Source organism: Actinomyces israelii, from assembly GCF_030253495.1.
Taxonomy (GTDB): domain Bacteria; phylum Actinomycetota; class Actinomycetes; order Actinomycetales; family Actinomycetaceae; genus Actinomyces; species Actinomyces israelii.
In genome coordinates, this window is sequence record NZ_CP124548.1 from 3,406,929 (window position 1) to 3,430,077 (window position 23,149).

Genomic DNA, 23,149 nt, shown 5'->3' on the forward strand with positions numbered 1-23,149 from the left:
CGGGGCACGAGGCTCGGGGTGGGCGTGGGCTCGACGGGGGTGAGGTCAGTCAGCCCGGCCCCGGGGCACGAGGCTCGGGGCCGGGCACGGACTCACCTGTTCACTGTCGTCCCCTCCGAGGGGCCCTTGGTGTCGATGTACTTGGCGAAGCAGTGCTCGGCATCGAAGCCCTGCGCCTCGCACCAGGCGTTGGCCTCCGCCGCGGTGCTGTACGGGGTGCCGGCGATCGTCACCCAGTACTGGCCACCGGCGTCGAAGACGGGCCAGTCCTCGCTGTACAGGAGCTTGGCGCTGGGGTACTTCTGACGCAGCTCGAGGAACTCCTGGAGCGTGGCGCGGTTGTCCCAGGTGATGCCGTCGGCGACGAGGCCAGGCTTCTTCGAGGACAGCTGCGCCACCCACTTGCCGGTCAGGCTCCTGGTGATCGTAGGCTTGTCGTGATCGGCCTGCCATCGCAGGGAGGACCCCGCCGCCGACTCCTCGGAGGTCGAGTCTCTGCTCGTCGTGGAGGCTGCCGCCGACGACGGGCCGGACGAGCCGGAGGCGCTCGAGGTGCCCGCGGTGGCTCCGCCCGCCCCGGAGTCACGGTCCGGAGTGCAATCAACGGTGACGGTCTTGACATCCACGTCGTCGGCCGTGCGGAAGAAGTGCCCGTCCCCGAAGCGGAGCATCAGCGATGTCCCAGAGTCAGGAATCACGAGCGGCGAGTCGGAGAAGTCGAAGTCGCCCGAGGCGATGAGGGCGTCGGCCGACCCGGTGCCGTCGGATCGCGACGGGCCCTTCATCTCGATGTGGTTGGCGGTTCCGCCCAGGACGTCGCCGCTGGGGCAGGAGGCGGTCACCTTGACCTCCACCTTGAGCTCCCCCTCTCCGTTCTTGACGGATGTGGGGGTGAAGGTGGGAGCGCTCCCGCACGGCGTCACGTAGTTCGTGGCGCTGGTCCCCGCAGGGTCATCGGCGGCGGACACCGAGCGCGAGTCCGAGTCCGACGTCGCCGAGTCCCTCGCCGACTTCTTCCCCTGGTGAGTCTTGCGACCCGTGCCGGGCAGGCTCAGGGCGACGGGGCTGTCCTTGTAGATGGCGCTCATGAGGAACCACCCGCCTGTTCCACCGGCGAGCAGCAGCGCCAGAACGAGCGTGACGATCATCAGCTTGCGGGATCTCGGAGGCGACGCCGCCGAGCCGCGGGAAGCAGCCGTCCGGTCCTGAGTCGGGACGAAGGAACCGCTAGAGGCATAGGAGCTGTTAGAAGCAGCGGCCATGGCGTGAGATGCGAAGTCCGCTGAGAACGGGGACACCGACGGAGAGGCGGATGCCCCCGCCGAAGACGCCACCGACGGCGCCGAAGACGCCACCGACGGCGCCGAAGACGCCACCGACGGCGCCGAAGACGCCACCGACGGCGCCGAAGACGCCACCGACGGCGCCGAAGACGCCACCGACGGCGCCGAAGACGCCACCGACGGCGCCGGAGGCGCCTCCACCACCGGCGCCGGAGGCGCTTTCAACGGCAGCACGACCGGCACGGTCTTGTCCACCTGCGGCTCAGCCGCCGCTTCGGGCGCATCCTCCCCCTTCTGGGGCTCGCCCGCGTCCGCAGGCGCGCTGCCATCGGTCTGGGGCTCAGCGGGCTCCTGGGGCTCAGTCTCGTCCTCGGGCTCGGAGCCGGTCTTCTCGGCCTCGTCCGCCCGAGACTCGGCGGCCTCCTCCTCCGACAGGACCACGCCCGCCCCCGGCTCACTCGCCTCCGCAGGCACATCCTCGGCCGCCTGCGGCTCGGCGGCCTCCTCAGGCGCGGCCCCGTCGGCCTGGGACTCGGCGTCGTCCACGGCCTGCGGCCCGGCCAGCTCCTCAGACGCGGCCCCGTCCGCCTGCGGTCCGGCGGCCTCCTCAGGCGCAGCCTCATCCGTCTGGGACTCGGCGTCGTCCTCGATCTGCGGCCCGGCGGCCTCCTCAGGTACGCCCTCATCCGCCTGGGACTCGGCGTCGTCCACGGCCTGCGGCCCGGCGGCCTCCTCAGGCCCGGTCCCCTCGGTCCCTGCCTCATCGGGCCTGTCCTCGTCCATCTGCGGCTCGGCGTCGTCCTCGGCCTGCGGCTCGGCGGCCTCCTCAGGCCCAGCCTCATCCGTCTGGGACTCGGCAGTCTCCTCAGGCCCGGTCCCCTCAGGTACGCCCTCATCCGCCTGAGGCTCGGCGTCGTCCACGGCCTGCGGCCCGGCGGCCTCCTCAGGCGCAGCCTCATCCGTCTGGGACTCGGCAGCCTCCTCAGGCCCAGCCTCATCGGCCTGGGACTCGGCAGTCTCCTCAGGCCCAGCCTCATCGGCCTGGGACTCGGCGTCGTCCACGGCCTGCGGCCCGGCGGCCTCCTCAGGCGCACCCCCGTCCGCCTGCGGCTCGGCGGCCTCCTCAGGCCCAGCCCCCTCGGTCCCTGCCTCATCGGGCCTGTCCTCGTCCATCTGCGGCTCGGCGTCGTCCACGGCCTGCGGCCCGGCCAGCTCCTCATCGGCGGCCTCCTCAGGCCCGGCCTCGTCGGCCTGGGACTCGGCGTCGTCCTCGATCTGCGGCCCGGCCAGCTCCTCAGGCGCAGCCTCATCCGTCTGGGACTCGGCGGCCTCCTCAGGCCCGGCCTCGTCGGCCTGGGACTCGGCGTCGTCCTCGATCTGCGGCCCGGCCAGCTCCTCAGGCGCAGCCTCATCCGTCTGGGACTCGGCAGTCTCCTCAGGCGCGGCCTCGTCGGCCTGGGACTCGGCGTCGTCCTCGATCTGCGGCCCGGCCAACTCCTCAGGCGCAGCCTCATCCGTCTGGGACTCGGCGTCGTCCACGGCCTGCGGCCCGGCCAACTCCTCAGGCGCACCCCCGTCCGCCTGCGGCTCGGCAGGCTCATCCGGCTGGCCTTCTTCAGGCGCGCCCTCTCCGGTTTGAGGCACCGTCTCCGCCTGCGGGGCAATGCCACGCGCCTCAAGCGCCCGCTGCACGGCCGGCTCCTGTATGCTGGACAACCACGTGAGCAGACTGGGGTAGGTCGTGGGATTCGAGGCCAGTGCCGCCCACAGGTCGGGCCTGTCCTGGGCGATGGCAGCCTGAAGCCTGTAATCGGTTGTCTGCGCTGCAAGGGACTCATCAGCCACGGCCACCGCCGCAGCAAGCTGTTCGGGATCCATGCGGGAAGCCTTCCAGAAGATCGCTGCCGTGCACTCTACAGCACAGTATCCCCCCATCCGTCCGCGAGTACCGTGTCTTAAAAATTAGACAGAGCAACACAGAGCAACAGAACCCTGCTGCCAGGCGGGCCTCCGCCTCCTCCCCTCGACCTCCCCTCGACTGCGGCCCCGAGGTACGACCGCGTGAGACAGCAGGTCCGACCGCGCCTCGCCAGGGACGGCCCGAGACCCGGCCCCGAGCGTATTCCCGCCGCAAGCGCGGCACTTCTCACCCCGCCAAGCGATACAACGCGCTGTCCCCTCCCCGGCGGCCTCCGATAACCTCCAGGCATCATGCCGATGCCTCTGCTGCACGCCGCCGGATGGCTCATCCCTGCCCCTGATGCACCCCTGCCGCAGCCGCCGTCCTCCCGCGTCCGGGCGCTGCTGGGCTGGCTCGCGCGCCGGGCCGCCGGACCGCTGACAGTGGCGGGCCTGGCTGCCGTCGTGTCCAACACGATCCAGGCGATCGTGCCCACCTTCCTGGGGGCCGCCCTGGATTCGGGCATCGAGAACGGGCTCAACGCGCGCCTGTGGACGATCTGCCTGAGCCTGCTGGTCCTGTTCGTCGTCTACGCCGTCGGCGACACCGCCCAGTCCTACTTCGGGGTACTCGCCTGGATGCGCACCAACTTCGACGTCGCCCGCCTCGTGGGCCGCCAGGTCTCCATCACCGGCGCCGACCTGCCCCACCAGGTCTCCACCGGCGAGGTCGCCTCGGTGGTGACCTCCGACGCCCAGTACATCGGCAACTTCTTCGAGCGCCTGCCCCCGCTGATCGGCTCGGCCGTGTCCTTCGCGGTGGTGGCTGTGCTCATGGTCTCGGTCTCGGTGCGCCTAGGCCTCATCGTGCTCATCGGCATGCCCCTGGTCGCCTGGATCGTCACCCTGGTCATCAGGCCCCTCCAGCGGCGCCAGGCCGTCCAGCGCGAGGCCCAGTCCGAGGTCACCACTATCACCACCGACACGGTGGCGGGCCTGCGCATCCTGCGCGGGATCGGCGGCGAGGACGTCTTCGCCCGTCGCTACCGCGAGGCCTCCCAGGAGCTGCGCCGGCGTGGCGTCGAGGTGGCCGGCACGCAGTCGGTGCTCATGAGCCTGCAGGTGCTCCTGCCGGGCCTGTTCGTCGCTGTCGTCGTGTGGGCGGCCGCCCGCATGGCGATCGACGGGGCCATCAGCGCCGGCGAGCTCGTCACCTTCTACGGCTACACGGCCTACCTGTCGTGGCCGCTCATGGTCTTCTCCGCCTCAGTGCAGGACTACACGCGCGCCATGGTCGGGCTGCGGCGCCTGGGCAGGCTGCTCGACGTCGTCCCGGCCGCGGGCACCGCCGCCGAGCGCCTGGCCCTGGATCCCGCCGACGGCGAGGTCGTGGCTGGCGAGATCATCGACGCGGCCTCCGGGGTGCGCTTCGCGCCGGGCCGCATGACCGCCGTCGTCGCCGCCGACCCCGGGGCCTCCACCGCGCTGGCCACCCGGCTCGGGCGCTTCGACGACGACGCCCCCGCGGTCACACTGGCGGGCAGGCCGCTGACCGGCATGCCGCTGCGCGACGTGCGCGCCTCGATCGTGGTCTCCGGCGCCACCGCCGAGCTGTTCACCGGCACGCTGCGCGAGGCTCTGGACGTGCGCGGCGCCGCGGCGCACGAGCCCGTCGGCGTGGACGCGCTCGTGGCCGCGGAGGCCGAGCGGGCCGGGGTGGACGCCGCCGACCAGGACGTGCACCCCGCCGCCGAGGAGCTGCCCGGCGACGACCGCCTGCTCGCGGCCCTGGAGGTCGCCGACGCCGGCGACGTCCTGACCTCCCTGGACCGGGGCCTGGCCGGCATGATCACGGAGAAGGGCCGCTCCCTGTCCGGCGGCCAGCGCCAGCGCGTGGCCCTGGCCCGCGCCCTGCTGACCGAGGCCCCCGCCCTCGTGCTCATCGAGCCGACCAGCGCCCTGGACTCCCACACCGAGTCGCGCGTGGCCCGCCGTCTCCACGCCGCGCGGCGGGGGCGCACCACCATTGTCGCCACCGAGTCGCCGCTGGTGCTGGAGGCCTGTGACGAGGTCGTCCTCCTGGACGACGACGGCGAGCGGGCGCGCTCCACCCACCGCGAGCTGCTCGCCCGCGCCCGGGAGGGGGACCCGGACGCGCTGGCCTACCGGGCCGTCGTGGCCCGGGCCTACGGCGAGCAGCCGGACGACGACGGCGCCGGCTGCGGCCCGGACGGCGACGGCGAGCCCGCCGGCCCGAGCGAGCCCGCCGGCCCGGACGCCGCCACCGCGGCCGGGGCGGCGAGAAGCTGATGTCGCTCCCCGTCGCCCCCGGCAAGGTCGCCCTGCGCAAGACTTTCCGGATCATGGCCTCCTACCGGTGGCGCTTCGCGGGCGTGCTGGCCCTCCAGGTGGTCGCGGTCCTGGCGACGCTGGTGGCCCCGCAGCTGCTGGGCCGCCTGGTCACGCGCGTGGCCGCGGGCACCGGCACCGCCGGCTACGTCGACCGGGTCGTCCTGGTCATTGCGGTCGTCACCATCGCGGGCGCGGTCGTCAACCGCTTCGCCCAGATGTACGCCCGCACGCTCGGCGAGTCGGTCTTCGCCGACCTGCGCGAGCGCATGATGAACCGCGTCGTCCACCTGCCGCTGAGCGCCGTCGAGTCCGCCGGCACCGGCGACCTCGTGGGCCGCACCACCAACGACGTCTCGCGCATCGAGTTCCTCGTGCGCGTGGGCATCCCCCAGATCATGGTGTGCACGGTGACGATCGTGTTCACCATTGTCGCGGCCGCCGCCAGCGACCCGCTGCTGGCCGCCGGCCTGCTCGTCGTCGTGCCGCCCGTGTGGGCCATGATGAGCTGGTACCTGCCGATCTCGGTGCCCGCCTACCGGGCCGGCTCGGCGGCCTTCGCCCGCCTCAACGGCGCGGTGACCGAGACCGTGGAGAACGCTGAGACCATCGACGCCCTGGGCATCGGGACGCACCGCGAGGCCGTCATCGCCGCCTCGGTCGAGGAGGCCTGGGGCCTGGAGCGGTACACCGCCGAGCTGCGGCTGCGCCTGTTCCTCGTCCTGGACGTCGCCTGGCGCGCGCCCGTCGTCGTCATCCTCCTATGGGGCGCCCTCCTGGCCGCCGGCGGGCACGCAAGCCTGGGGGCCATCACCACGGTGTCCCTGTACGCCATGGAGCTGCGCAAGCCCATCGCCCAGCTCATGTTCTGGATCGACCTGATCCAGGTCTCGCAGGCCTCGCTCTCGCGCATCCTGGGCGTCGAGGAGGTGCCCGCCGACCGCGCCCCCACCGGCGAGCTCCCCGACGGGAGGCGCATGGTGCTGCGCGACGTCCGCTTCTCCTACCGGGAGGGCGTGGAGGTGCTCCACGGCATCGACCTGGACCTCGTGCCGGGCGAGCGACTCGCCGTCGTCGGGCCCTCGGGATCGGGCAAGTCGACCCTGGGGCGCATGCTGGCGGGCATCAACCCGCCCACCTCCGGGACGGTGACGGTGGGCGGGGTGCCGCTGACCGACCTGGCCGAGACCGAGCTGCGACGCCACGTGGCCCTGGTGACCCAGGAGCACCACGTGTTCGTGGGCACCATCGCGGACAACGTGCGCCTGGGGCGCCCCGACGCCGACGACGCGACCATCCGCCGTGCCCTCGAGGCCATCGGGGCCGGTGCCTGGGTGGACGGGCTCAAGGACGGGATGGGCACCATGGTGGGCTCCGGGCACCTGGCGCTCACCCCGGCCCAGGCCCAGGAGGTGGCCCTGGCGCGCCTGGTGCTGCTGGACCCGCACACCCTCATCCTGGACGAGGCGACCTCGCTGCTCGACCCGCACGCCGCGCGCACGCTGGAGCGGACGCTGTCCACCGCGCTGGCGGGGCGCACGGTCGTCGAGGTGGCGCACCGGCTCTACACGGCGCAGGACGCCGACCGGGTGGCCGTCGTCATGGACGGGCGGATCGTGGAGCTGGGCACGCACGCCGAGCTCGTCGCCCGCGGCGGGGAGTACGCGGGCCTGTGGGAGGCGTGGAGCCAGGAGTAGACGCCCGGCTCCAGGGGGACTCAGCGCTTACTACGCTCCTTCTCCTCGTACAGTAAGGGACAAAGGAGCGTAGTAAGCGTCCTGGGCGCCGCCGGACCCCGCTCGCCGCCGAAGCGGTACCCCGCCGACGCCCGCCGTGTGAGATTCTGTGCACGGTAGATTCACACACGACGCTCGCCGCCGCGAGCACCCGCACCGGATGAAGGTCGATCCTATGACCCAACAGCCACAACCACCCCGCACGCCGCTCGCATCGGCGGCGCGCCGCCCCGATCAGTCCACGATCGGCGAGCTGATCAGCCGCATCTCCGAGAACGTCTCGGGCCTGATCAAGGGCGAGATCGAGCTGACCAAGGCCAAGGCCCTGCGCGTGGCGAGCACCGCGGGCGCGGGTGCGGTCCTCCTGGTGGCCGCCGCCGTCGCCGCCCTGTTCGGCCTCGGCTTCCTGCTGGGCGCCGTCGTCGACCTGCTGGCCCTGGTGATGCCGGCGTGGGCGGCCAAGCTCATTGTCGCCGTCGTCCTGTTCGCCGCGGCCGTGGCGGCGGCGCTGCCGGGCAGGGACCGGCTGAAGGCGGCCAGGGCCGACCTGCCCGAGCCGCAGGTGCGGCTGCGCGAGGACGTCGACGCCGTCAAGAAGGCGGTCGCCTCCGGCCTGGAGAAGGGCGGTCGGCGGTGAGCCCGAAGCAGGTGACGCAGCCGGGGCAGCGGCCCCCCGCCCGGTCCCCCGAGGCCATTGAGGCCGCGCTGGCCGCACAGCGCGCCCAGCTGGTCGACGACGTCGAGGCGCTGGCCGCCGTCATGGCGCCCGAGGCGCTGAAGTCGGTGGCGCACCGGACGGTCCAGGGTACCGCCGCCGAGTGGCGCAGGCGGGCCGGAATCAGCGCGGCCCGTCTCAAGGCGCGCGCCGGCCTGGTGAGGGACGACCCGCTGGTGCGCGAGGCGCCCGCCGGCTCCTGCCCCATAGGCTGCGCGTACCTGAGGGCCGCGACTGCGAGGATCTCCCCCGCCTCGGTCCGCAACCGGCTGGCTCGACTGGTCGACGACGCCCGTGACGGCGAGCCCGTCTCGCTCGCCATCGTGACCGGCGCCGTCGCCGTGCTGGCGGGGCTCAGCGCGGTCGCCGTCGTCAAGGCGGTGCGCCGGTGAGCGGGCGGACCGCCGCGCGGGCGCTCGAGGGCCCCGAGGACATCGAGGCGAGGCTGCGGGCCCAGCGCGAGACGCTGGCGGCCGGCGTGGACGAGCTGGCGGCGCGGGTGGACCCGCGGACCCGGGCGCGCCTGGCCGGGGAGGACCTGCGCGACCGCGCCGAGGCCGCTGCCACCAGCCTGCGCGACCGCGCCGAGGCCGCCGCCACCGGCCTGCGCGACCGCACCCGGCGGACCGTCGAGGACGCGCGTGCGGGCGACTCCGAGGCGATCAGGCGGCTGGCCGCGGCGGCCGGCGGGGCGCTCGCCGTGTCGCTGGTCGTCGGCCGGATGCTGCGGCGCTGAGGCCCGCCAGGCGCTCGGCACCGGCGGGGAGAGCCCGGGGAGCCGTCCGGATCCGGCCGCGTCGGCGGGGCTTTCCCCGAGGAACGTGACCCCCGCCGCGTGGGCGGTGCCACGGCCGCAGGGGCGGTGCCGAATGGTGCTGACACGTGCGCTCGTTGTACGGTTGGGCCACGACACATTTGCCCAAGTGAAGCGCGTCCATGTGCGCGCCCAGAGATTGTTGGAGGGGGTCGAGCCTATGGGGCGCGGCCGTCAGAAGGCCAAGGCGACCAAGGTCGCCCGTAAGCTCAAGTACTTCAGCCCGGCGACCGACTACGCGGCACTCGAGCGAGAGCTCGTCTCCCGGTCGTCGGGCACCGAGTCCGACGACGAGGTCGACTACGAGCAGCTGGCCGCCAAGTACGCGGTCGACGATGACGACTGGGACGACTCGGATGGTTCGGACGTCAGCGGGGCGGGGCCAGGCCGTCGGAGCTGACCCGGGGTTGACACGGAGGGGTCGGCAGGCGCTGCGCCTGCCGACCCCTTTTTGCGCCCGCCCCTACTTGCAGCGCGCGACGGGCAGGCGCATACTCGGCACCAGGGCCGACCGGCAGTCGGTTTCAGTTTGGAGATTCGCATGGCCCCACAGCACCTGAGCGCCCCGGTCCGGCAGGCGCAGATCCTCGACGCCGCCCACCGCCTCTTCCTCGCCAAGGGCTACGACGCCACCACGATCGAGGACATCCTGGACGCCGTCGGCATCGCCAAGGGCACGCTCTACCACCACTTCCCCGGCAAGGAGTCGATCCTCGACGCGATCGTCGTGCGCGCCTCGGACGCGATCGCCGAGCGCGCGGCCCGCGCCGCGAGCGCGCCGGGGCCCGCGCCGGAGCGCTTCCTGGCGGCCGTGGCCGCGGCGCGCGCGCCCGAGGAGGACATCGAGCTCGCCCAGCAGCTCCGTTCGAGCGGGAACCTGCGGTTCCACGTCCTGTCCATGACCGAGGGCTACGCGCGCCTGGTCCCCATCCTCACCCGCGTGGTCGAGGAGGGCGTCGCGGCCGGCGAGCTGAGCACGCCCGACCCGCACGGCAGCGTCGAGGTCATTCTCGCGGCCGGACTCACCCTGCTCGAGGGCGGCATCTTCCCGCCCGCGGAGGACGGCGGCGGCGCCTCGGCGGCAGACGCCTCGGCCGCGCGGCGCCAGGCGGCTCTGGCGCGCACGGCCGCCCTGCTCCTGGGGGCTGACCCCGTCTCCATCTCCGTGCCCGGGCGCTTCTGACGCCGAGCCCGCCCGGGCTCCCTCAACGCCGAGCACGCTCCGCCGCGCTCAGGCGGTGCGGTAGCTCCCGAAGACGTCCACGGCGCCGCCGTCCACGCCCTTGGTGCCGGCCACCAGCCGGCCCCGCGGCCCGTAGCTCTGCGCCTCGTGGACGCCGCCGAGCACCCAGGCGGGGATATCGGCCGCCTGCGCCACGCCCAGGACGGCGTCGGCCCACTCCGGATCGACGACGGCGACCATGCCCACCCCCAGGTTGAGGGTGCCCTCCAGGTCGTCCCACGGGACGGAGCCGAGCCGCCGCACGAGGTCGAAGACAGGCGGGACGATCCAGCCGGAGCGGTCGACGTCGGCGACCAGGTCGGCGGGCAGGACCCGGGCGAGGTTCGCGGCCAGACCCCCGCCGGTGACGTGGGACAGCGCGTGGAGCGGCGAGGGCGCCGCGTCCGGGCCGAGCGCCCCGAGCATGGCCAGGCAGGCCTTGGTATACAGGCGGGTCGGCTCGAGCAGCTCCTCGCCCAGGGTGCGGCCGAGCTCGGGCACGGTCCGCTCCAGGCCCCAGTCGGCGTCGGCGACCACGCGCCGCACCAGGGAGTAGCCGTTGGAGTGCAGGCCCGAGGAGGCCATGGCGATCAGGACGTCGCCGGGGCGCACGCGCTCGGGCCCCAGCACCCGGTCGGCCTCGACGACCCCGGTGGCGGCGCCGGCGAGGTCGTACTCGTCCGGGTCCATGAGGCCGGGGTGCTCGGCGGTCTCCCCGCCCAGCAGGGGCGTGCCGACGGAGGCGCAGGCGGCGGCCACGCCGCGCACGATGTCGGCGATGCGCTCGGGGACGACGCGCCCGCACGCGATGTAGTCGGTCATGAGCAGGGGGCGGGCGCCGACCACGACAATGTCGTCGACGACCATGCCGACCAGGTCCTGGCCGATGGTGTCGTGGACGTCGAGGGCCCGGGCGATGGCGACCTTGGTGCCCACGCCGTCGGTGGAGGCGGCCAGCAGGGGGCGGCGGGCCCCGCGCAGGGAGGAGACGTCGACCAGGCCGGCGAAGCCGCCGACTCCCCCGACCACGGCCGGCGTCATGGTGGCGGCCACGGAGGCCTTCATGAGCTCGACGGCGCGGTCGCCGGCGGCGGTGTCAACCCCGGCGGCGGCGTAGGTGGTCCCGGCGGCCGGGACGACGTCGGCGGCGGCGGGCTGGGGGCGGGGGCTCATCGGCTGGCTCCTTCGGCGGGGTCGGTTGCAGCGGGCGCTATGGGCGCGGCAGGCCCGGTGGGCGCGGCGCCCGGGCGCGCCGGGGCCGGCCGGGGGGCGGGAGACGCGCTCGCGGTCAGGTCGGGGCGGGTGATCCGGTCCGGGGGGATGGGCGCGAAGACCGGCTCCCCGGCGTCGTCGGCCCGGCGGCGGTAGACGGCGGGCACCCGGGAGACGGGCAGCGTCCCCGGCACCGCCCCCTCGGCGGGCGGGGGGATGGGGTAGTCGCCGGTGAAGCAGGCGGTGCACAGCTGGCTGCGCGGCTGCCCGGTGGCCTCGACCATGCCGCCGACGGACAGGTAGCCGAGGGAGTCGGCGCCGATGGACTCGCGGATCTGCTCCGCGCTCATGGAGGTGGCGATGAGCTCGGCGCGGGTGGCGAAGTCGATGCCGTAGAAGCACGGCCACAGCACCGGCGGGGAGGAGATGCGGATGTGGATCTCGGCGGCGCCGGCCTCCCGCAGCATGCGCACCAGGGCCCTCTGGGTGTTGCCCCGCACGATGGAGTCGTCGACGACGACGAGCCGCTTGCCGGCGATGACTTCGCGCACGGGGTTGAGCTTGAGGCGGATGCCGAGCTGGCGCAGGGTCTGGGTGGGCTGGATGAAGGTGCGCCCGACGTAGGCGTTCTTGACCAGCCCCTGGCCGTAGGGGATGCCGGAGGCCTGGGCGTAGCCGATGGCGGCGGGCGTGCCGGACTCGGGGGTGGCAATGACCAGGTCCGCCTCGACCGGGTGCTCTCGGGCCAGGGCCTCCCCCATGGCGTTGCGGGAGGCGATGACGGACCGGCCGGCGATCTTGGTGTCGGGGCGGGCCAGGTAGACGTACTCGAAGACGCAGCCCGAGCGGCGCGGCCGGGCGAAGCGGGTCGAGCGCACGCCGTCGGCGTCGATCTCGATCATCTCGCCGGGCTCGATCTCGCGCACCGGGCTCGCTCCGACGATGTCGAGGGCCGCGGTCTCCGAGGCCACGACCCAGCCGCGCTCCAAGCGCCCCAGGACCAGGGGGCGCACGCCGTGGGGGTCCCGGGCGGCGTACAGGGTGTGCTCGTCCATGAACACCAGGGAGAAGGCGCCGCGCAGCATGGGCAGGACGCGGCGGGCCGCCTGGGGGACGGTCAGCGGGGCGGAGCCGGCCTCCCCGACGGGGTGCGCGCCGCGGCGGCCGGGGTCGTCGGGGTCGTCGAGGTAGAGGCCGGCGTCGGGGTCGTCGGGCGGGCCGCCGGCAGCGGCGCCGACGCCGGCTTCCCGGGCCGCGAGGCGCCCGCGCTCGGAGACGAGGTTCATGAGCGCGGCAATAACGGCGGTGTCCGTCGAGGAGCCGCGACCGAGCTCGCCGCTGAGGTCCTCGCCGCTGGTGGCGCGCACCGCCTCCATGAGCTCGCGGGTGTTGGTGAGGTTGCCGTTGTGGGTCAGAGCCAGGGTGGAGCCGGCGACCGGCCCGAGCATGGGCTGGGCGTTCTCCCAGGTGGTGGCCCCGGTGGTGGCGTAGCGGACGTGCCCGACGGCGAGGTGCCCGGTCAGGGAGGACAGGGTGCGGTCGTCGAAGACCTGGGAGACCAGGCCGAGGTCCTTGTAGACCAGGATGTGGGAGCCCTCGGTGGAGGCGATGCCGGCGGCCTCCTGTCCGCGGTGCTGGAGGGCGTAGAGCCCGAAGTAGGCCAGGCGGGAGACCTCCTCGCCGGGGGCCCACACGCCGAAGACGCCGCACTCCTCGGCCGGGCTGGGCTCGAGCTCGGCCAGGCGGCCTGCCGGGGCGGCCCGCCGGGGCGATGTGACGGCGTCGGGCGGGGCGGGGCGGATGGTGGTCAGGGTGCTGTCGCCGAGGCTCACCCGATCAGTCTTCCACACGCGGCCCGCCGGGCGCCGCAATCCGCCTGCGCCCGCCTCGGGGCACGGCAGGAATTGCATGAGGAGCGTGGGTCTTGAGTCGATCCGCCCGCACCCGTCTCGGGCGCGGGCCGGGACGGGCGCCGGGACCGTGAGCAGGCGCAGCGCCCGGGCACCCGCCTGGCGCACCGGAACGTGAACGTACCTTCCCAACGTCAACGTGCCTTTCTCCCATCCTTCTGAGGTCTACCCCCAGAAGGATGGGAGAAAGGCACGTTGACGTGACGAACTTCCGTTGACGTTGAGGCTCCCCGCCCGCCCCGGCCGGCGCCGGCGGCGTGCGACGATCCGGCCGAGAGGAGGGGACCGCACATGGGAGAAGAGGAGCCCGCCGGGGCGAGTGCGACCTTTCCGCATGATTCCGCCGTTTTCGACTACCCGTCAAGATGAGCTGCCGCGCTCCCATGTGCACAGACCCCCCTGCGCGCACATGGGAGCGCGGCAGCTCATCTTGACGAACCCCGAAGAACCGCAGAATCTCAACGAAACACCGCACCCGCCCCGCGAAAGCCCTCCCCTCCCATGTGCAACCCCGCCCGCGCACCCTCCCACTCGGCCCCAACCGCGCGCGAGGTGTGGGACTGATCCCGCTGAGGGGCCGGGTGCATCTGGATCGGCCCCAACCGCGCGCGGGGTGCAGAGCCAAGGCCGCGCGTGGGACGGGCCTCCGGGGGCGGGTGTCCGCCAGAATGACATTAGAGTGCCCCGGTCCCGTACACCTCGGAGGAATCCTTGCAATCATGCGGTTCTCCATTCGCGCTTCGGCGTCTTGGCCGGTCAATGTCATTCTGATGGACACCCATCCGGCCCGACCCGCGCTGGAGCGCGGGTGGACGCCCGCCCAGCCGGTCGCAACGCCATCAGCGCCCTCGCGCCCGGCGCCATGACCGGCCTGCCCTCGATCGGCTGCCGCCGGCCGGCAGACGGGCGGCGGCACCAAGCGGCGGCGATCGGCTGCCGCCAGCCGCCAGCCGGCAGGCGAGCGGCGCAACACCGGACGGCTGGCACCGCGGCCAGCGGCGCGCTCCCCGGCCCCGCAGACTCAGACGACGAGCCACAGGGCGCCGGTGAGGGCGAACCCCACCAGCCCCGCGATGGTGGACAGGGCCGTCCACGTCTTCAAGCCGTCCTTGACCGACAGGCCCATGTACTTGGTGACGATCCAGAACCCCGAGTCGCTGATGTGGGACAGGCCCAGCGCACCGAAGCCGATCGCCATCTGGATGAGGACGACCTGGACCGCGGAGTACCCGCCGGCGGCGATGGCGTCGGCGAGCAGCCCGCCGGTGGTCAGGATCGCCACAGTCGCCGACCCCTGGGAGGCGCGCAGCGCCAGCGAGATGACGAAGGCGGTGACAATGATCGGCATGTGGATGCCGGCGAGGGCCTGGGCCAGGGCGTTGCCGATGCCGCTGGCCACGAGCACGGCGGCGAAGACGCCCCCGGCGCCGGTGACGAACACGATCGTGGCCACGTCCGGCAGCGCCGAGTCCAGGACCTTCCCGCGCTGCTCGAGGTTCCAGCCCTGCTGATGCCCGATAATGACATAGGCCAGGAGCACGGCGGTGAGCAGCGCCGTCGTGGAGGACCCGAGGAAGCCCAGGACGGCGTGGGCGGCGGCGCCCTCCTCGGTGACCAGCTGCCCGACGGTCCCCAGCATGATCTGGGCGATCGGCTCGACGATGAGGAAGACGACCGTACCCGGCCCGGTGGCGTGCGGCCTGGCGATCACGCCGCCGGGCCGGTAGGCGGACTCGGCGCTCTCCTGCGCCGAGCCCAGGGGGCTGCCCTCGAGCACGATGGAGTCGACCTTGAACAGCCGCGAGGCGTAGAAGGCGGCGACGGCCACCACCGCGCACACGGGCAGGGCGATGATCGTGAGCAGCCCGACGTCCACGCCGAGAGTGGCCGCGGAGGCGACCGGCCCGGGGTGGGGCGGGATGACCACGTGGAGGGTCAGCAGGGTGGCGGCCACGGGAAGCCCGATCTTGAGCGGGCTGATCCTGGCGATGTGCGCGAAGCCGAAGACGATGGGCGCCAGGATGATGAAGCCGACGTCGAAGAAGATCGGGATGCCCAGGATGAAGGAGGCCGCGGTGACCGCCGCGATGACGCGGTGGCGCCCGAGGATCCTCGTGAAGCGGTCGGCGAGGGTCTCGGCGCCGCCGGCGGCCTCGATGGCGCGTCCGAGCATGGCGCCCAGGCCCACGATGATGGCGACGGTGCCCAGGGTCTTGCCCATGCCGTCGATCATGGTCTGGACGACGTCGCCCACCGGGATGCGGGCGGCCAGGGCGAGCACCATGGAGACCAGGATCATGGACACGAAGGCGCTCATCCTGGCCCGGATGACCAGAACCAGCAGGACGGCGATCGCTCCCGCCGCGAGGAGAAGAAGGACGGTGGCGGACATGGGCGCCCTCAGCCCTTCTCGGGGGCGACGACGGTGATGACGCTGGAGTCGTCGCAGGCCCCCAGGCCGCGGGTGGCGCCCTGGAGGTAGAGCTGCTCGGCGGCCGCGGCCACGGGGGTGGACAGCCCGGCGCCCTTGGCGGCGGCGGTGACGATGCCCATGTCCTTGACGAAGATGCTGAGGGCGGAGCGCACCTCGACGTCGTCGGCGCCTCCGGGGCCGTAGGCCTGGAGCATGCGCGGGCCGCGGTCGCCCAGCATGAAGGAGGAGGCGGCACCGGCCATGAGGGCCTCGAGGGCGGTCTCGGCGTCCAGGCCGAGGGCCCGGGCCAGGGCGAGGGCCTCTCCGGCGGCGGCGATGTGGACGCCGCACAGGAGCTGGTTGACGGTCTTCATGGCCTGGCCGTCGCCGGGCGCGTCGCCCACGCGCACCAGGGTGGAGGCCATGGCGTCCAGGACGTCCTCGGCGGCCGCCCAGGCGTCGTCGTCGGCGCCGACGACGACGAGCAGGTCGCCCTCGCCCGCCCGCACCGGGCCGCCGGAGACGGGGGCGTCCACGAGCCTCAGGCCCGCCTCGGCCAGGCGGGCGGCCACGGCCCTCACGCCGGCGCCGCCGACGGTGGAGGTCAGCAGGACGACGGCGCCGGGCGCCATGTGCGCGGCGATGCCGTCCCGGCCGAACAGGAGGGTCTCGAGCTGGGCCCGGTCGCGCACGGCGACCAGGACGACGTCGGCCCCGCCGACGGCGTCGGCGGCGCTCGCGGCCGGGGCGATGCCGGCGCGCTCGGCGGCGGCCAGGCGCTCGGCGGTGATGTCGAAACCGCGGACGGTGAAGCCCCTGGACAGGTTCTCGGCCATGGGCAGTCCCATGGCGCCCAGTCCGAGGACGGCGATGGTGGTGGTCATCATGATCTCCTTTGATCGGCCGGGCCGGTGGGGCCCGGTGGGTTGGGTGTCCCGGCGCCCGCGGGCGCCGCGGTCGGTCGGGCGCGCTCAGCCGTTGAGGGTGGCCACGACCCGGGCGAGGGAGTCGTCGTCGCCGACGTTGCCGGCGAAGACGATGTAGGGCACGCCGGCGGCGGGCCCGTCCTGCGGCTCCCACAGGGAGACGATGCCGGGCAGCATGGGGCCGCGCACGAGGGCCCGGTTGATGCCCAGGCCGCGGCCGGCGACGTCGGAGGAGGTGATGCCGCCCTTGGCGATGACGAAGCGGGGGCAGCGTGTGGCGACGACCCGCTGGACGACCTCGACGACGGCGGCCGACACGCGCCGGGCGAAGTCGAGGGACTCCTCGGCGTCCCGGCCGGCCACGAAGGCGCCGCCGCGGCGCACGACGACGTTGCCGGACCTCAGCGCCCCGGCGGCCCGCTCGGCGACGGCGAGCACGTGGGCGTCGCGCCGGGCTGGGTCGAGCACGGCGGGCACGTCCAGGACGACCTCGGGGGTGGCGGTCGCGGCGCGCAGGGCGTCGACCTGGCGGCCGGTGAGCCCCACGTGGGAGCCGACGACGACCAGCCCGCCGGCGGCGTCGGAGTCGGGGGCGAAGTCGGCGGGCCGGGCCTCGGCGGCGCTCAGGGGCGCGCGGGGGGCCTGGCCGATGCGGGCGCGCACGAAGGGCGGGCCGACGCGGTAGACGAAGGTCGCCCCGGCGTCCTCGGCGCGCTGGAGCGCGCGGGCCAGCAGGAGCAGGTCGTTCTCCTCCACGCAGTCCACGGCGATGGGGGCGCGGTCCCGGGCCGCCGACAGGGCGGCGACGACGGCGTCCTCGTCGGTGCGCAGGGTGGCCAGGTCGATGACGGCGACGTCGGCGGCACCAACGGCGCCTGCGGTCTTCTCCTCGACCCATGCGGGCAGGAACGAGGCGCTGTAGCCGAAGGTCTTGTCGCCGGCGAACTCGGTGCGGCCGACGGGGACGAAGCCGTCGGCGGGGCCGCCCGCGTAGTGCGTGCCGTGGACGGTGAGGCGGCCGGCGTCGGGGAAGGCCGGGGACAGGATGATGCCGTCCACGCGGGTGCCGGCCCGCTCCAGGAGGTCGGCGATGGTGGCGGGCTCGAGGGGGTAGTGGCCGCGCAGGGTGGAGTCGGAGCGGGAGACGAAGGCGACGCGGGCACCGGCGCGCTCGGCGGCGGCCAGGGCGTTGGTGACGACCTCGACGTTGACCCGCTCGGCGTCCGCGGGATCCAGGCTGCGGGAGTTCGTCATGACGTAGACGGCCGGCGCGCCGGTGGACAGGGCCCAGGTCAGGTCCTCCACGCTCCAGCCGGTGACGACGGGCAGGTCGGCGACGGACTGGGTGCCGGTGGGGTCGTCGTCCAGGACGACGAGGGTCCGGTTCAGGGCGGCGGCCACACCGGCCGGGTCGACGGCGGGGCCGGCGGGCAGGCCGGCCGTGAGCTCGTCCAGGGTCTTCATGGGTGCACTCCTTTGTGACGTCAATGCGGTTGTCGTGCGGCTTCTCGCCGCGGTTGCGGGGGTTGTGGCGATTGGGCGGGCCGGGGCGGGCGCGTCGGCGGGACGGCGGCCGGGCGGGTGGCGGTCGGTGCGGGTTCAGGCGGTGTACTCCAGCAGGTCGTTGGTGGTCTGGTCCATGTGGGCGCGCATGGCCGCCTTGGCGGCGTCGGGGGACCCCAGGCGCAGCGCCGTCAGGATGCGCTCGTGCTGGACGACGGCGTGGGCGCGCACCTCGTGGTGGGCGGAGGTGACGCGGCGCGCTACGACGAGCTCGTCGCGCAGCGGGGCGAAGGTGACGCCGATGAAGGGGTTGGATGCGGCCCGGATAATGTGGTCGTGGAAGTCGAGGTCCGCGGCGACCGCGGCGTCGACGTCGTCGTCGGCGTCCGCCCGGCGCAGCGCGGCGATGGCGGCCTCCATGGCCCGGAGCCGGTCGGCGGTGATGCGCGCGGCGGCGAGCCCGGCGGAGCCGACCTCCAGCATGCGGCGCACCTCGAGCAGCGCCAGGCCGACCTCGCGCTCGGACCCGTTGCGGCGGGCGAGGGCGGCCAGGCTGCCCAGGTCCTGCCAGGCGGCGGGCTCGTTGACGTAGGTGCCCGAGCCCTGGCGCGCGGACAGGACGCCGCGGGTGGCCAGGACGCGGGTGGCCTCGCGGGCGGTCAGGCGCGAGACGGACAGGTCGGAGGCGAGGGCGCCCTCCCCGGGCAGGGCGGCGCCGGCCGGGTAGGTGCCGCCGACAATGCGGCGCAGCAGCTCCTCGACGGCGGCGTCGACACGGCTCTGGCTCACTCACTCCCCCAATTCCTCTGAGGACTCGCAGAGAGTGTAGACGGCGTCACCTATGGGCGCAAGACCCCTTCCCGCGCACCCACCAGGAACATCCCTGACTTACCAACTAACAGCGGTGATGAGGTATCGCGGCCGAGCAGCACTCACCGCAGCCGCAACCGCCAACCCCTCTGAGCAATTATGTCGATCGGTTCCACTCTGCATCACCACGTGCAGCCGCCCGGGTGCGAGGAGCGGATCCTCGCACCCGGGCGGGTGAGCGGGCGCGTTGGGCGCGGCCTCAGCGGGCGCGCGGCCCGGCGGCCTTGGGCGGTCACGACGGCCCCGAGGGACGGCCGCGGCCCGGCCGTCTCAGGCGACGGCGACCTCGGCGGCGGCCTTCTTGTTCGCGGCCAGCTGCTTGAGCGCCAGCACGCCGGCGCAGGTGATGAGCGCGCCGACAATGATCGCGACGACGAACCCCAAGAAGTTGTCCATGGCGAAGAACACGAAGATGCCGCCGTGCGGGGCCCTGGACCCGGCGTGCATGGCCATGGACAGCGCCCCGGTCACCGCGCCGCCCACCATGGCGGGCGGGATGATGCGCAGCGGGTCGGCCGCGGCGAAGGGGATGGCGCCCTCGGAGATGAAGGAGGCGCCCAGCAGCCAGGCGGCGCGGCCGTTGTCACGCTCGACGTCGGTGAACAGCTTCGGGCGGATCGTGGTGGCCAGCGCCAGGGCGATGGGCGGAACCATGCCTGCGGCCATAACGGCCGCCATAATCTCGTAAGGGGCGGTGTTGTCAGCGGAAGCCGCGGCCAGGCCGGCGGTGCCGAAGAGGTAGGCGGCCTTGTTGACCGGACCGCCCAGGTCGAAGCACATCATGAGGCCCAGGATGACGCCCAGGAAGACGCCGGCGCCGTTGTCGGCCATGGTGGTCAGGGACTGGGTGAGCCAACTCATGAAGGAGGCCAGCGGCTTGCCCAGCAGCATGTACATGATCGAGCCGGCCACGGCTGTGGTGCACAGCGGGATAATGACCACGGGCATGAGGCTGCGCAGCCAGCGCGGCGCGTTCAGTCCGGCGAGCCAGGCAGCCATGTAGCCGGCGAGAATGCCTCCGATGAGACCTCCGATGAAGCCCGAGTTCGTGGCGATAGCCACCAGCCCCATAATGAAACCAGGGGCAATGCCAGGGCGCCCAGCCAGGCCGAAGGCGGTGTAGCCGGCCAGCGCCGGGACGAGCAGGCCCATGCCCGTGTTCCCCAGCAGGAACAGAACGGCGCCGATATAGGCCATGAGCGAGGAGCCGAACAACGCGTGGCCGGCAGCGTAGCTCTCGTTGGACAGATCCGGCAGGTTCCACAGGCTGGTGGCGAGAACGCCCTTGTCGGGGTCGCCGACCACAATGTTCTTGGCGGTGGCGGTGATGTCGTAGCCTCCGAACAGGAACCCGAGCGCGATGAGCAGACCGCCGGCCGCCACGAAGGGGATCATGTAGGACACGCCGGTCATGACCGAGCGCTGGAGGCGCCGGGCCCAGTGGACGTTCTCCTCCTCGGCGTCGTCGGCCGCCTCCCCGCCGGCGGGCACGCGCACGGCGTCGGGGTCCTTCATGGCCGCCAGGGCCTGGTCGATGAGCGCCCCGGCGTCGTTGACGGCCGCCTTGACCCCGACGTCGACCATGGGCTTGCCGGCGAAGCGGTCGCGCCCCTTGACCGGCAGGTCGTGGGCGAAGACGACGGCGTCGGCGCGCTTGATGAGGGCGGGGTCGAGCCAGTCGATCTTGCCCGAGCCCTGCCCCTCGATGCTCACCGTGACGCCGCGCTCCTTGCCCGCCTGCTCCAGGGCCTCGGCGGCCATGTAGGTGTGGGCGATGCCGGTGGGGCACGAGGAGACGCCCACGATGACGGTGCCGTCCGCCGACAGGTCGGGGGCCTGCGCCTCGGCCGCGGGCTCGGCGGCCTTACCGGCGTCGGCGGGCTCGGGCTCAACCTGCTCGGTGACGATGCGGGCGACGTCCTCGGGCGTGGTGGCCTTGCGCAGGGCGTCGGTGAACTCGGGGTCCATCAGGCCGCGCGCGAGCTTGGCCAGGAGCTGGAGGTGGAAGTCGTCAGCCCCGGCGGGGGCGGCGATCATGAAGACCAGGTCCGCGGCCTGCTCGTCGGCTGCGCCGAAGTCCACGGCCTCGGCCAGGCGGGCGAAGCCGAGGGAGGGTGCGAGCACGTGCGGGCTGCGGCAGTGCGGGATGGCGATGCCGCCGGGGATGCCGGTCGGGGCGGTCGCCTCGCGGGCGAGGGCGTCGCCGGCCAGACCCTCGGTGGTGTCGGCGCGCCCCGCGGAGGCGACGACCTGGGCCAGGAACTCGATGACGTCCTTCTTGGTGGAGCCGGGAAGGGCGTCGAGCCGCACGAGCTCGGGAGTGATCAGAGGTGTGGACGCCTCGGAGGGCGCTGCGTTAGGGGGCATGTTGCTTCCTCGTTGTCCGATGGATGCTGGGGCCGGGTGGCGCGTCAGCGGGTCATGGGTCGGGGCGCGGGCTCAAGAGCCGGGGCGCCGGCTGGTCAGGGGCTGGGCTCTCAGGCGAGCCGGGTGACGACGACCTCCTGCTCGGGCAGGTCGCCGGGTGTGGGCAGGGTCGTGCCGGGCAGAGAGGCCGCCGCGGAGCCGTAGGCCATGGCGGTCCTCAGCCGCTCGGGCTCGTCGCCGCCGCGGACGTCGGCCAGCACGTAGCCGGCGACGGAGGAGTCCCCCGCGCCCACCGTGGAGGCGACCGGCACCTTGGGCGCGGTGGCGTGCCAGGCGCCTCCGCCGGTCACCAGGACCGCCCCGGCGGGGCCGAGGGTGGCCATGACGGCGCCGAGTCCCAGGTCGATCAGGATGCGGGCGGCGTCGGCGACGGGGGTGAGGTCCCCGTGCGCGGCCCCCTCCTCCAGGGCCATGGCGCGGTCGGCGGGCAGGCCGACGAGCTGGCCGAGCTCCTCGCCGTTGGGCTTGACCAGGTCGGGGGCGGACTCGGGCAGGCCTGCGGCGAGCGCGGCCAGGGGCTCGTCCGAGGTGTCGACGGCGATGCGCAGGCCGGGGGCGGACCCGCGCAGGAGGCGCACGAGGCGGGCGTACCAGTCGGCGGGCACCCCGGGCGGCAGGGAGCCGGACAGGACCGCCCAGTGGCGGGCGCCCTCGCCGGCGGCCGCGGCCGTCGCCGCCTCCAGGAGCGCCGACTCCACGGCGTCGATCTCCTCCGGGCTCAGCGCGGCGCCGGGCTCGTTGAGCTTGGTGGTGGTGCCGTCGGGCTCGGTGACCGCGGTGTTGATGCGGGCGGGCGCGGCCACGGTCACCGCGTGCGTGCTCAGGACGGCGGAGCCGGTGGAGGGGGCCGCGGCGGCGGCCTCCAGGGCGAGCAGGAGCGGGTCGTGGGCGGCGGCGGGCAGGACGGCGGCGGCCGGCTGCCCCGCGGAGACCAGGACGCGGGCGACATTGACGCCCTTGCCCCCGGGCTCGACGACGACACCGCCCAGGCGGTTGACGCCGCCGCGGACCAGTGGGCCGGGCAGGCTGACGGTGCGGTCCAGGGACGGGTTGGGGGTGAGGGTGACGATCATGGGGTGACGACCTCGCTTCCTAGGGCGGTGAGAGCAGTGGCGATAGCGGTGGGCAGTGGCGAGTCGGTGACCAGCAGGTCGATGTCGGCCAGGTCGGCGAAGGACACGAGGTGCTCCTGGCCGATCTTGGTGGCGTCGGCCAGCACGACGACGTGCTTGGCGGCGCGGATCATGGCGCGCTTGACGGCGGCCTCGTCGGGGTCGGGGGTGGACAGGCCGTGCTCGGCGGTCAGGCCGTTGGCGCCCATGACGGCGACGTCGACGCGGGTGGCGGCGAGCGTCTCGAGGGCCTCGGGCCCGACGGCGGCCTGGGTGATACCGCGCACCTGGCCCCCCAGGATGCGCACGGTCAGGTCGCTGCGCCCGGCCAGGAGCGCCGCGGTGAGCACGGAGTCGGTGATGACGGCGAGGTCGAGCCCGCCGGGGAGGCGCCGGGCGAGGGCTCCGACGGTGGTGCCGGCGTCGAGCAGGACGGTAGTGCCCTCGCGCAGGCGGAGGTGCGGCAGGGCCGCCTGGGCGATCGCCTGCTTGACGGTGGAGCCGACGAGCTCGCGTTCGGCGACGCCGGTCTCGGGCAGGGCCAGGACGGTGGCGGGCACCGCGCCGCCGTGGACCTTGCGCAGCGCCCCGAGCCGGTCGAGCGCGGTCAGGTCGCGGCGGACGGTCTCGACGGTGACGTCGTAGCGGGCGGCGAGCTCGGTGACCGAGACGCGCCCGTCACGGGTGACGGCGTCGACAATCGCCTGCTGGCGCTGCTCGACATTCATGCGCACCCCCTCGACCGTCTTGCCCGTTCG

At 73.9% G+C, this 23,149-nt stretch carries 17 protein-coding genes; 7 read left to right on the plus strand and 10 right to left on the minus strand.

Annotated elements, in window-relative coordinates:
* Positions 1 to 92 precede the first annotated feature (92 nt).
* Entirely contained in the window at positions 93 to 3,161 is a 3,069-nt protein-coding gene (locus AIF0345_RS14140; protein ID WP_285296501.1) for a variant leucine-rich repeat-containing protein, read from the minus strand.
* Positions 3,162 to 3,494: 333 nt separating this feature from the next.
* Here AIF0345_RS14140 and AIF0345_RS14145 point away from each other — a divergent pair, with 333 nt between their 5' ends.
* The 7 genes from AIF0345_RS14145 to AIF0345_RS14175 all read left to right on the plus strand — a co-directional run bounded on the left by AIF0345_RS14145 (position 3,495) and on the right by AIF0345_RS14175 (position 9,979).
* A complete protein-coding gene (locus AIF0345_RS14145) occupies positions 3,495 to 5,492 on the plus strand; it encodes an ABC transporter ATP-binding protein (RefSeq protein ID WP_285296502.1) in 1,998 nt (665 codons plus the stop codon).
* Positions 5,492 to 7,228 (plus strand): ABC transporter ATP-binding protein, encoded by a 1,737-nt coding sequence (locus AIF0345_RS14150; RefSeq protein ID WP_268918009.1) that lies wholly within the window; start codon positions 5,492 to 5,494, stop codon positions 7,226 to 7,228. The genes AIF0345_RS14145 and AIF0345_RS14150 overlap by 1 nt, the downstream gene beginning before the upstream one ends.
* Positions 7,229 to 7,442: 214 nt before the next feature.
* Positions 7,443 to 7,904 carry a phage holin family protein gene (locus tag AIF0345_RS14155; protein WP_268918010.1) on the plus strand — a complete coding sequence of 154 codons (462 nt, stop codon included), beginning with the start codon at positions 7,443 to 7,445 and terminating at the stop codon, positions 7,902 to 7,904.
* Positions 7,901 to 8,374: a hypothetical protein gene (locus tag AIF0345_RS14160; protein WP_285296503.1), complete on the plus strand. Its 474-nt coding sequence runs from the start codon at positions 7,901 to 7,903 to the stop codon at positions 8,372 to 8,374. The genes AIF0345_RS14155 and AIF0345_RS14160 overlap by 4 nt, the downstream gene beginning before the upstream one ends.
* Complete coding sequence (locus tag AIF0345_RS14165; RefSeq protein ID WP_285296504.1) at positions 8,371 to 8,718, plus strand: DUF3618 domain-containing protein; 348 nt, start codon at positions 8,371 to 8,373, stop codon at positions 8,716 to 8,718. Before AIF0345_RS14160 ends, AIF0345_RS14165 begins: the two co-directional genes overlap by 4 nt.
* Positions 8,719 to 8,956: 238 nt before the next feature.
* Positions 8,957 to 9,196 carry a DUF3073 domain-containing protein gene (locus AIF0345_RS14170; protein ID WP_043559862.1) on the plus strand — a complete coding sequence of 80 codons (240 nt, stop codon included), beginning with the start codon at positions 8,957 to 8,959 and terminating at the stop codon, positions 9,194 to 9,196.
* A 141-nt stretch (positions 9,197 to 9,337) separates the two neighbouring features.
* The gene (locus AIF0345_RS14175) at positions 9,338 to 9,979 is read left to right on the plus strand and encodes a TetR/AcrR family transcriptional regulator (RefSeq protein ID WP_285296505.1); all 642 of its coding nucleotides are present in this window, start codon (positions 9,338 to 9,340) and stop codon (positions 9,977 to 9,979) included.
* Between the two features lie 48 nt (positions 9,980 to 10,027).
* Here the strand turns inward: AIF0345_RS14175 and purM are convergent, their stop codons facing one another.
* From purM to AIF0345_RS14220, 9 genes are all read right to left on the minus strand, one after another.
* Positions 10,028 to 11,191 carry a phosphoribosylformylglycinamidine cyclo-ligase gene (purM, locus tag AIF0345_RS14180; RefSeq protein WP_043559866.1) on the minus strand — a complete coding sequence of 388 codons (1,164 nt, stop codon included), beginning with the start codon at positions 11,189 to 11,191 and terminating at the stop codon, positions 10,028 to 10,030.
* On the minus strand, positions 11,188 to 13,062 hold the full coding sequence (gene purF / locus AIF0345_RS14185) for an amidophosphoribosyltransferase (protein WP_404975942.1): 1,875 nt from the start codon (positions 13,060 to 13,062) through the stop codon (positions 11,188 to 11,190). Before purF ends, purM begins: the two co-directional genes overlap by 4 nt.
* Before the next feature lie 1,099 nt (positions 13,063 to 14,161).
* Positions 14,162 to 15,532, minus strand: coding sequence for a GntP family transporter (locus AIF0345_RS14190; RefSeq protein WP_043559870.1), 1,371 nt, complete (start codon positions 15,530 to 15,532; stop codon positions 14,162 to 14,164).
* A gap of 8 nt (positions 15,533 to 15,540) precedes the next feature.
* Complete coding sequence (locus AIF0345_RS14195) at positions 15,541 to 16,437, minus strand: NAD(P)-dependent oxidoreductase (RefSeq protein WP_268917072.1); 897 nt, start codon at positions 16,435 to 16,437, stop codon at positions 15,541 to 15,543.
* 87 nt (positions 16,438 to 16,524) lie between these two features.
* The gene (locus tag AIF0345_RS14200; protein WP_285296506.1) at positions 16,525 to 17,943 is read right to left on the minus strand and encodes a four-carbon acid sugar kinase family protein; all 1,419 of its coding nucleotides are present in this window, start codon (positions 17,941 to 17,943) and stop codon (positions 16,525 to 16,527) included.
* Between the two features lie 135 nt (positions 17,944 to 18,078).
* A complete protein-coding gene (locus AIF0345_RS14205) occupies positions 18,079 to 18,771 on the minus strand; it encodes a FadR/GntR family transcriptional regulator (RefSeq protein WP_285296507.1) in 693 nt (230 codons plus the stop codon).
* Positions 18,772 to 19,122: 351 nt separating this feature from the next.
* Positions 19,123 to 21,219, minus strand: a complete 2,097-nt coding sequence (locus tag AIF0345_RS14210; protein ID WP_285296508.1) for a PTS fructose transporter subunit IIABC — start codon at positions 21,217 to 21,219, stop codon at positions 19,123 to 19,125.
* Positions 21,220 to 21,329: 110 nt separating this feature from the next.
* Positions 21,330 to 22,352 carry a 1-phosphofructokinase family hexose kinase gene (locus tag AIF0345_RS14215; protein WP_268917074.1) on the minus strand — a complete coding sequence of 341 codons (1,023 nt, stop codon included), beginning with the start codon at positions 22,350 to 22,352 and terminating at the stop codon, positions 21,330 to 21,332.
* Positions 22,349 to 23,119 (minus strand): DeoR/GlpR family DNA-binding transcription regulator, encoded by a 771-nt coding sequence (locus tag AIF0345_RS14220; protein ID WP_268917075.1) that lies wholly within the window; start codon positions 23,117 to 23,119, stop codon positions 22,349 to 22,351. The genes AIF0345_RS14215 and AIF0345_RS14220 overlap by 4 nt, the downstream gene beginning before the upstream one ends.
* Between the last annotated feature and the right edge of the window lie 30 nt (positions 23,120 to 23,149).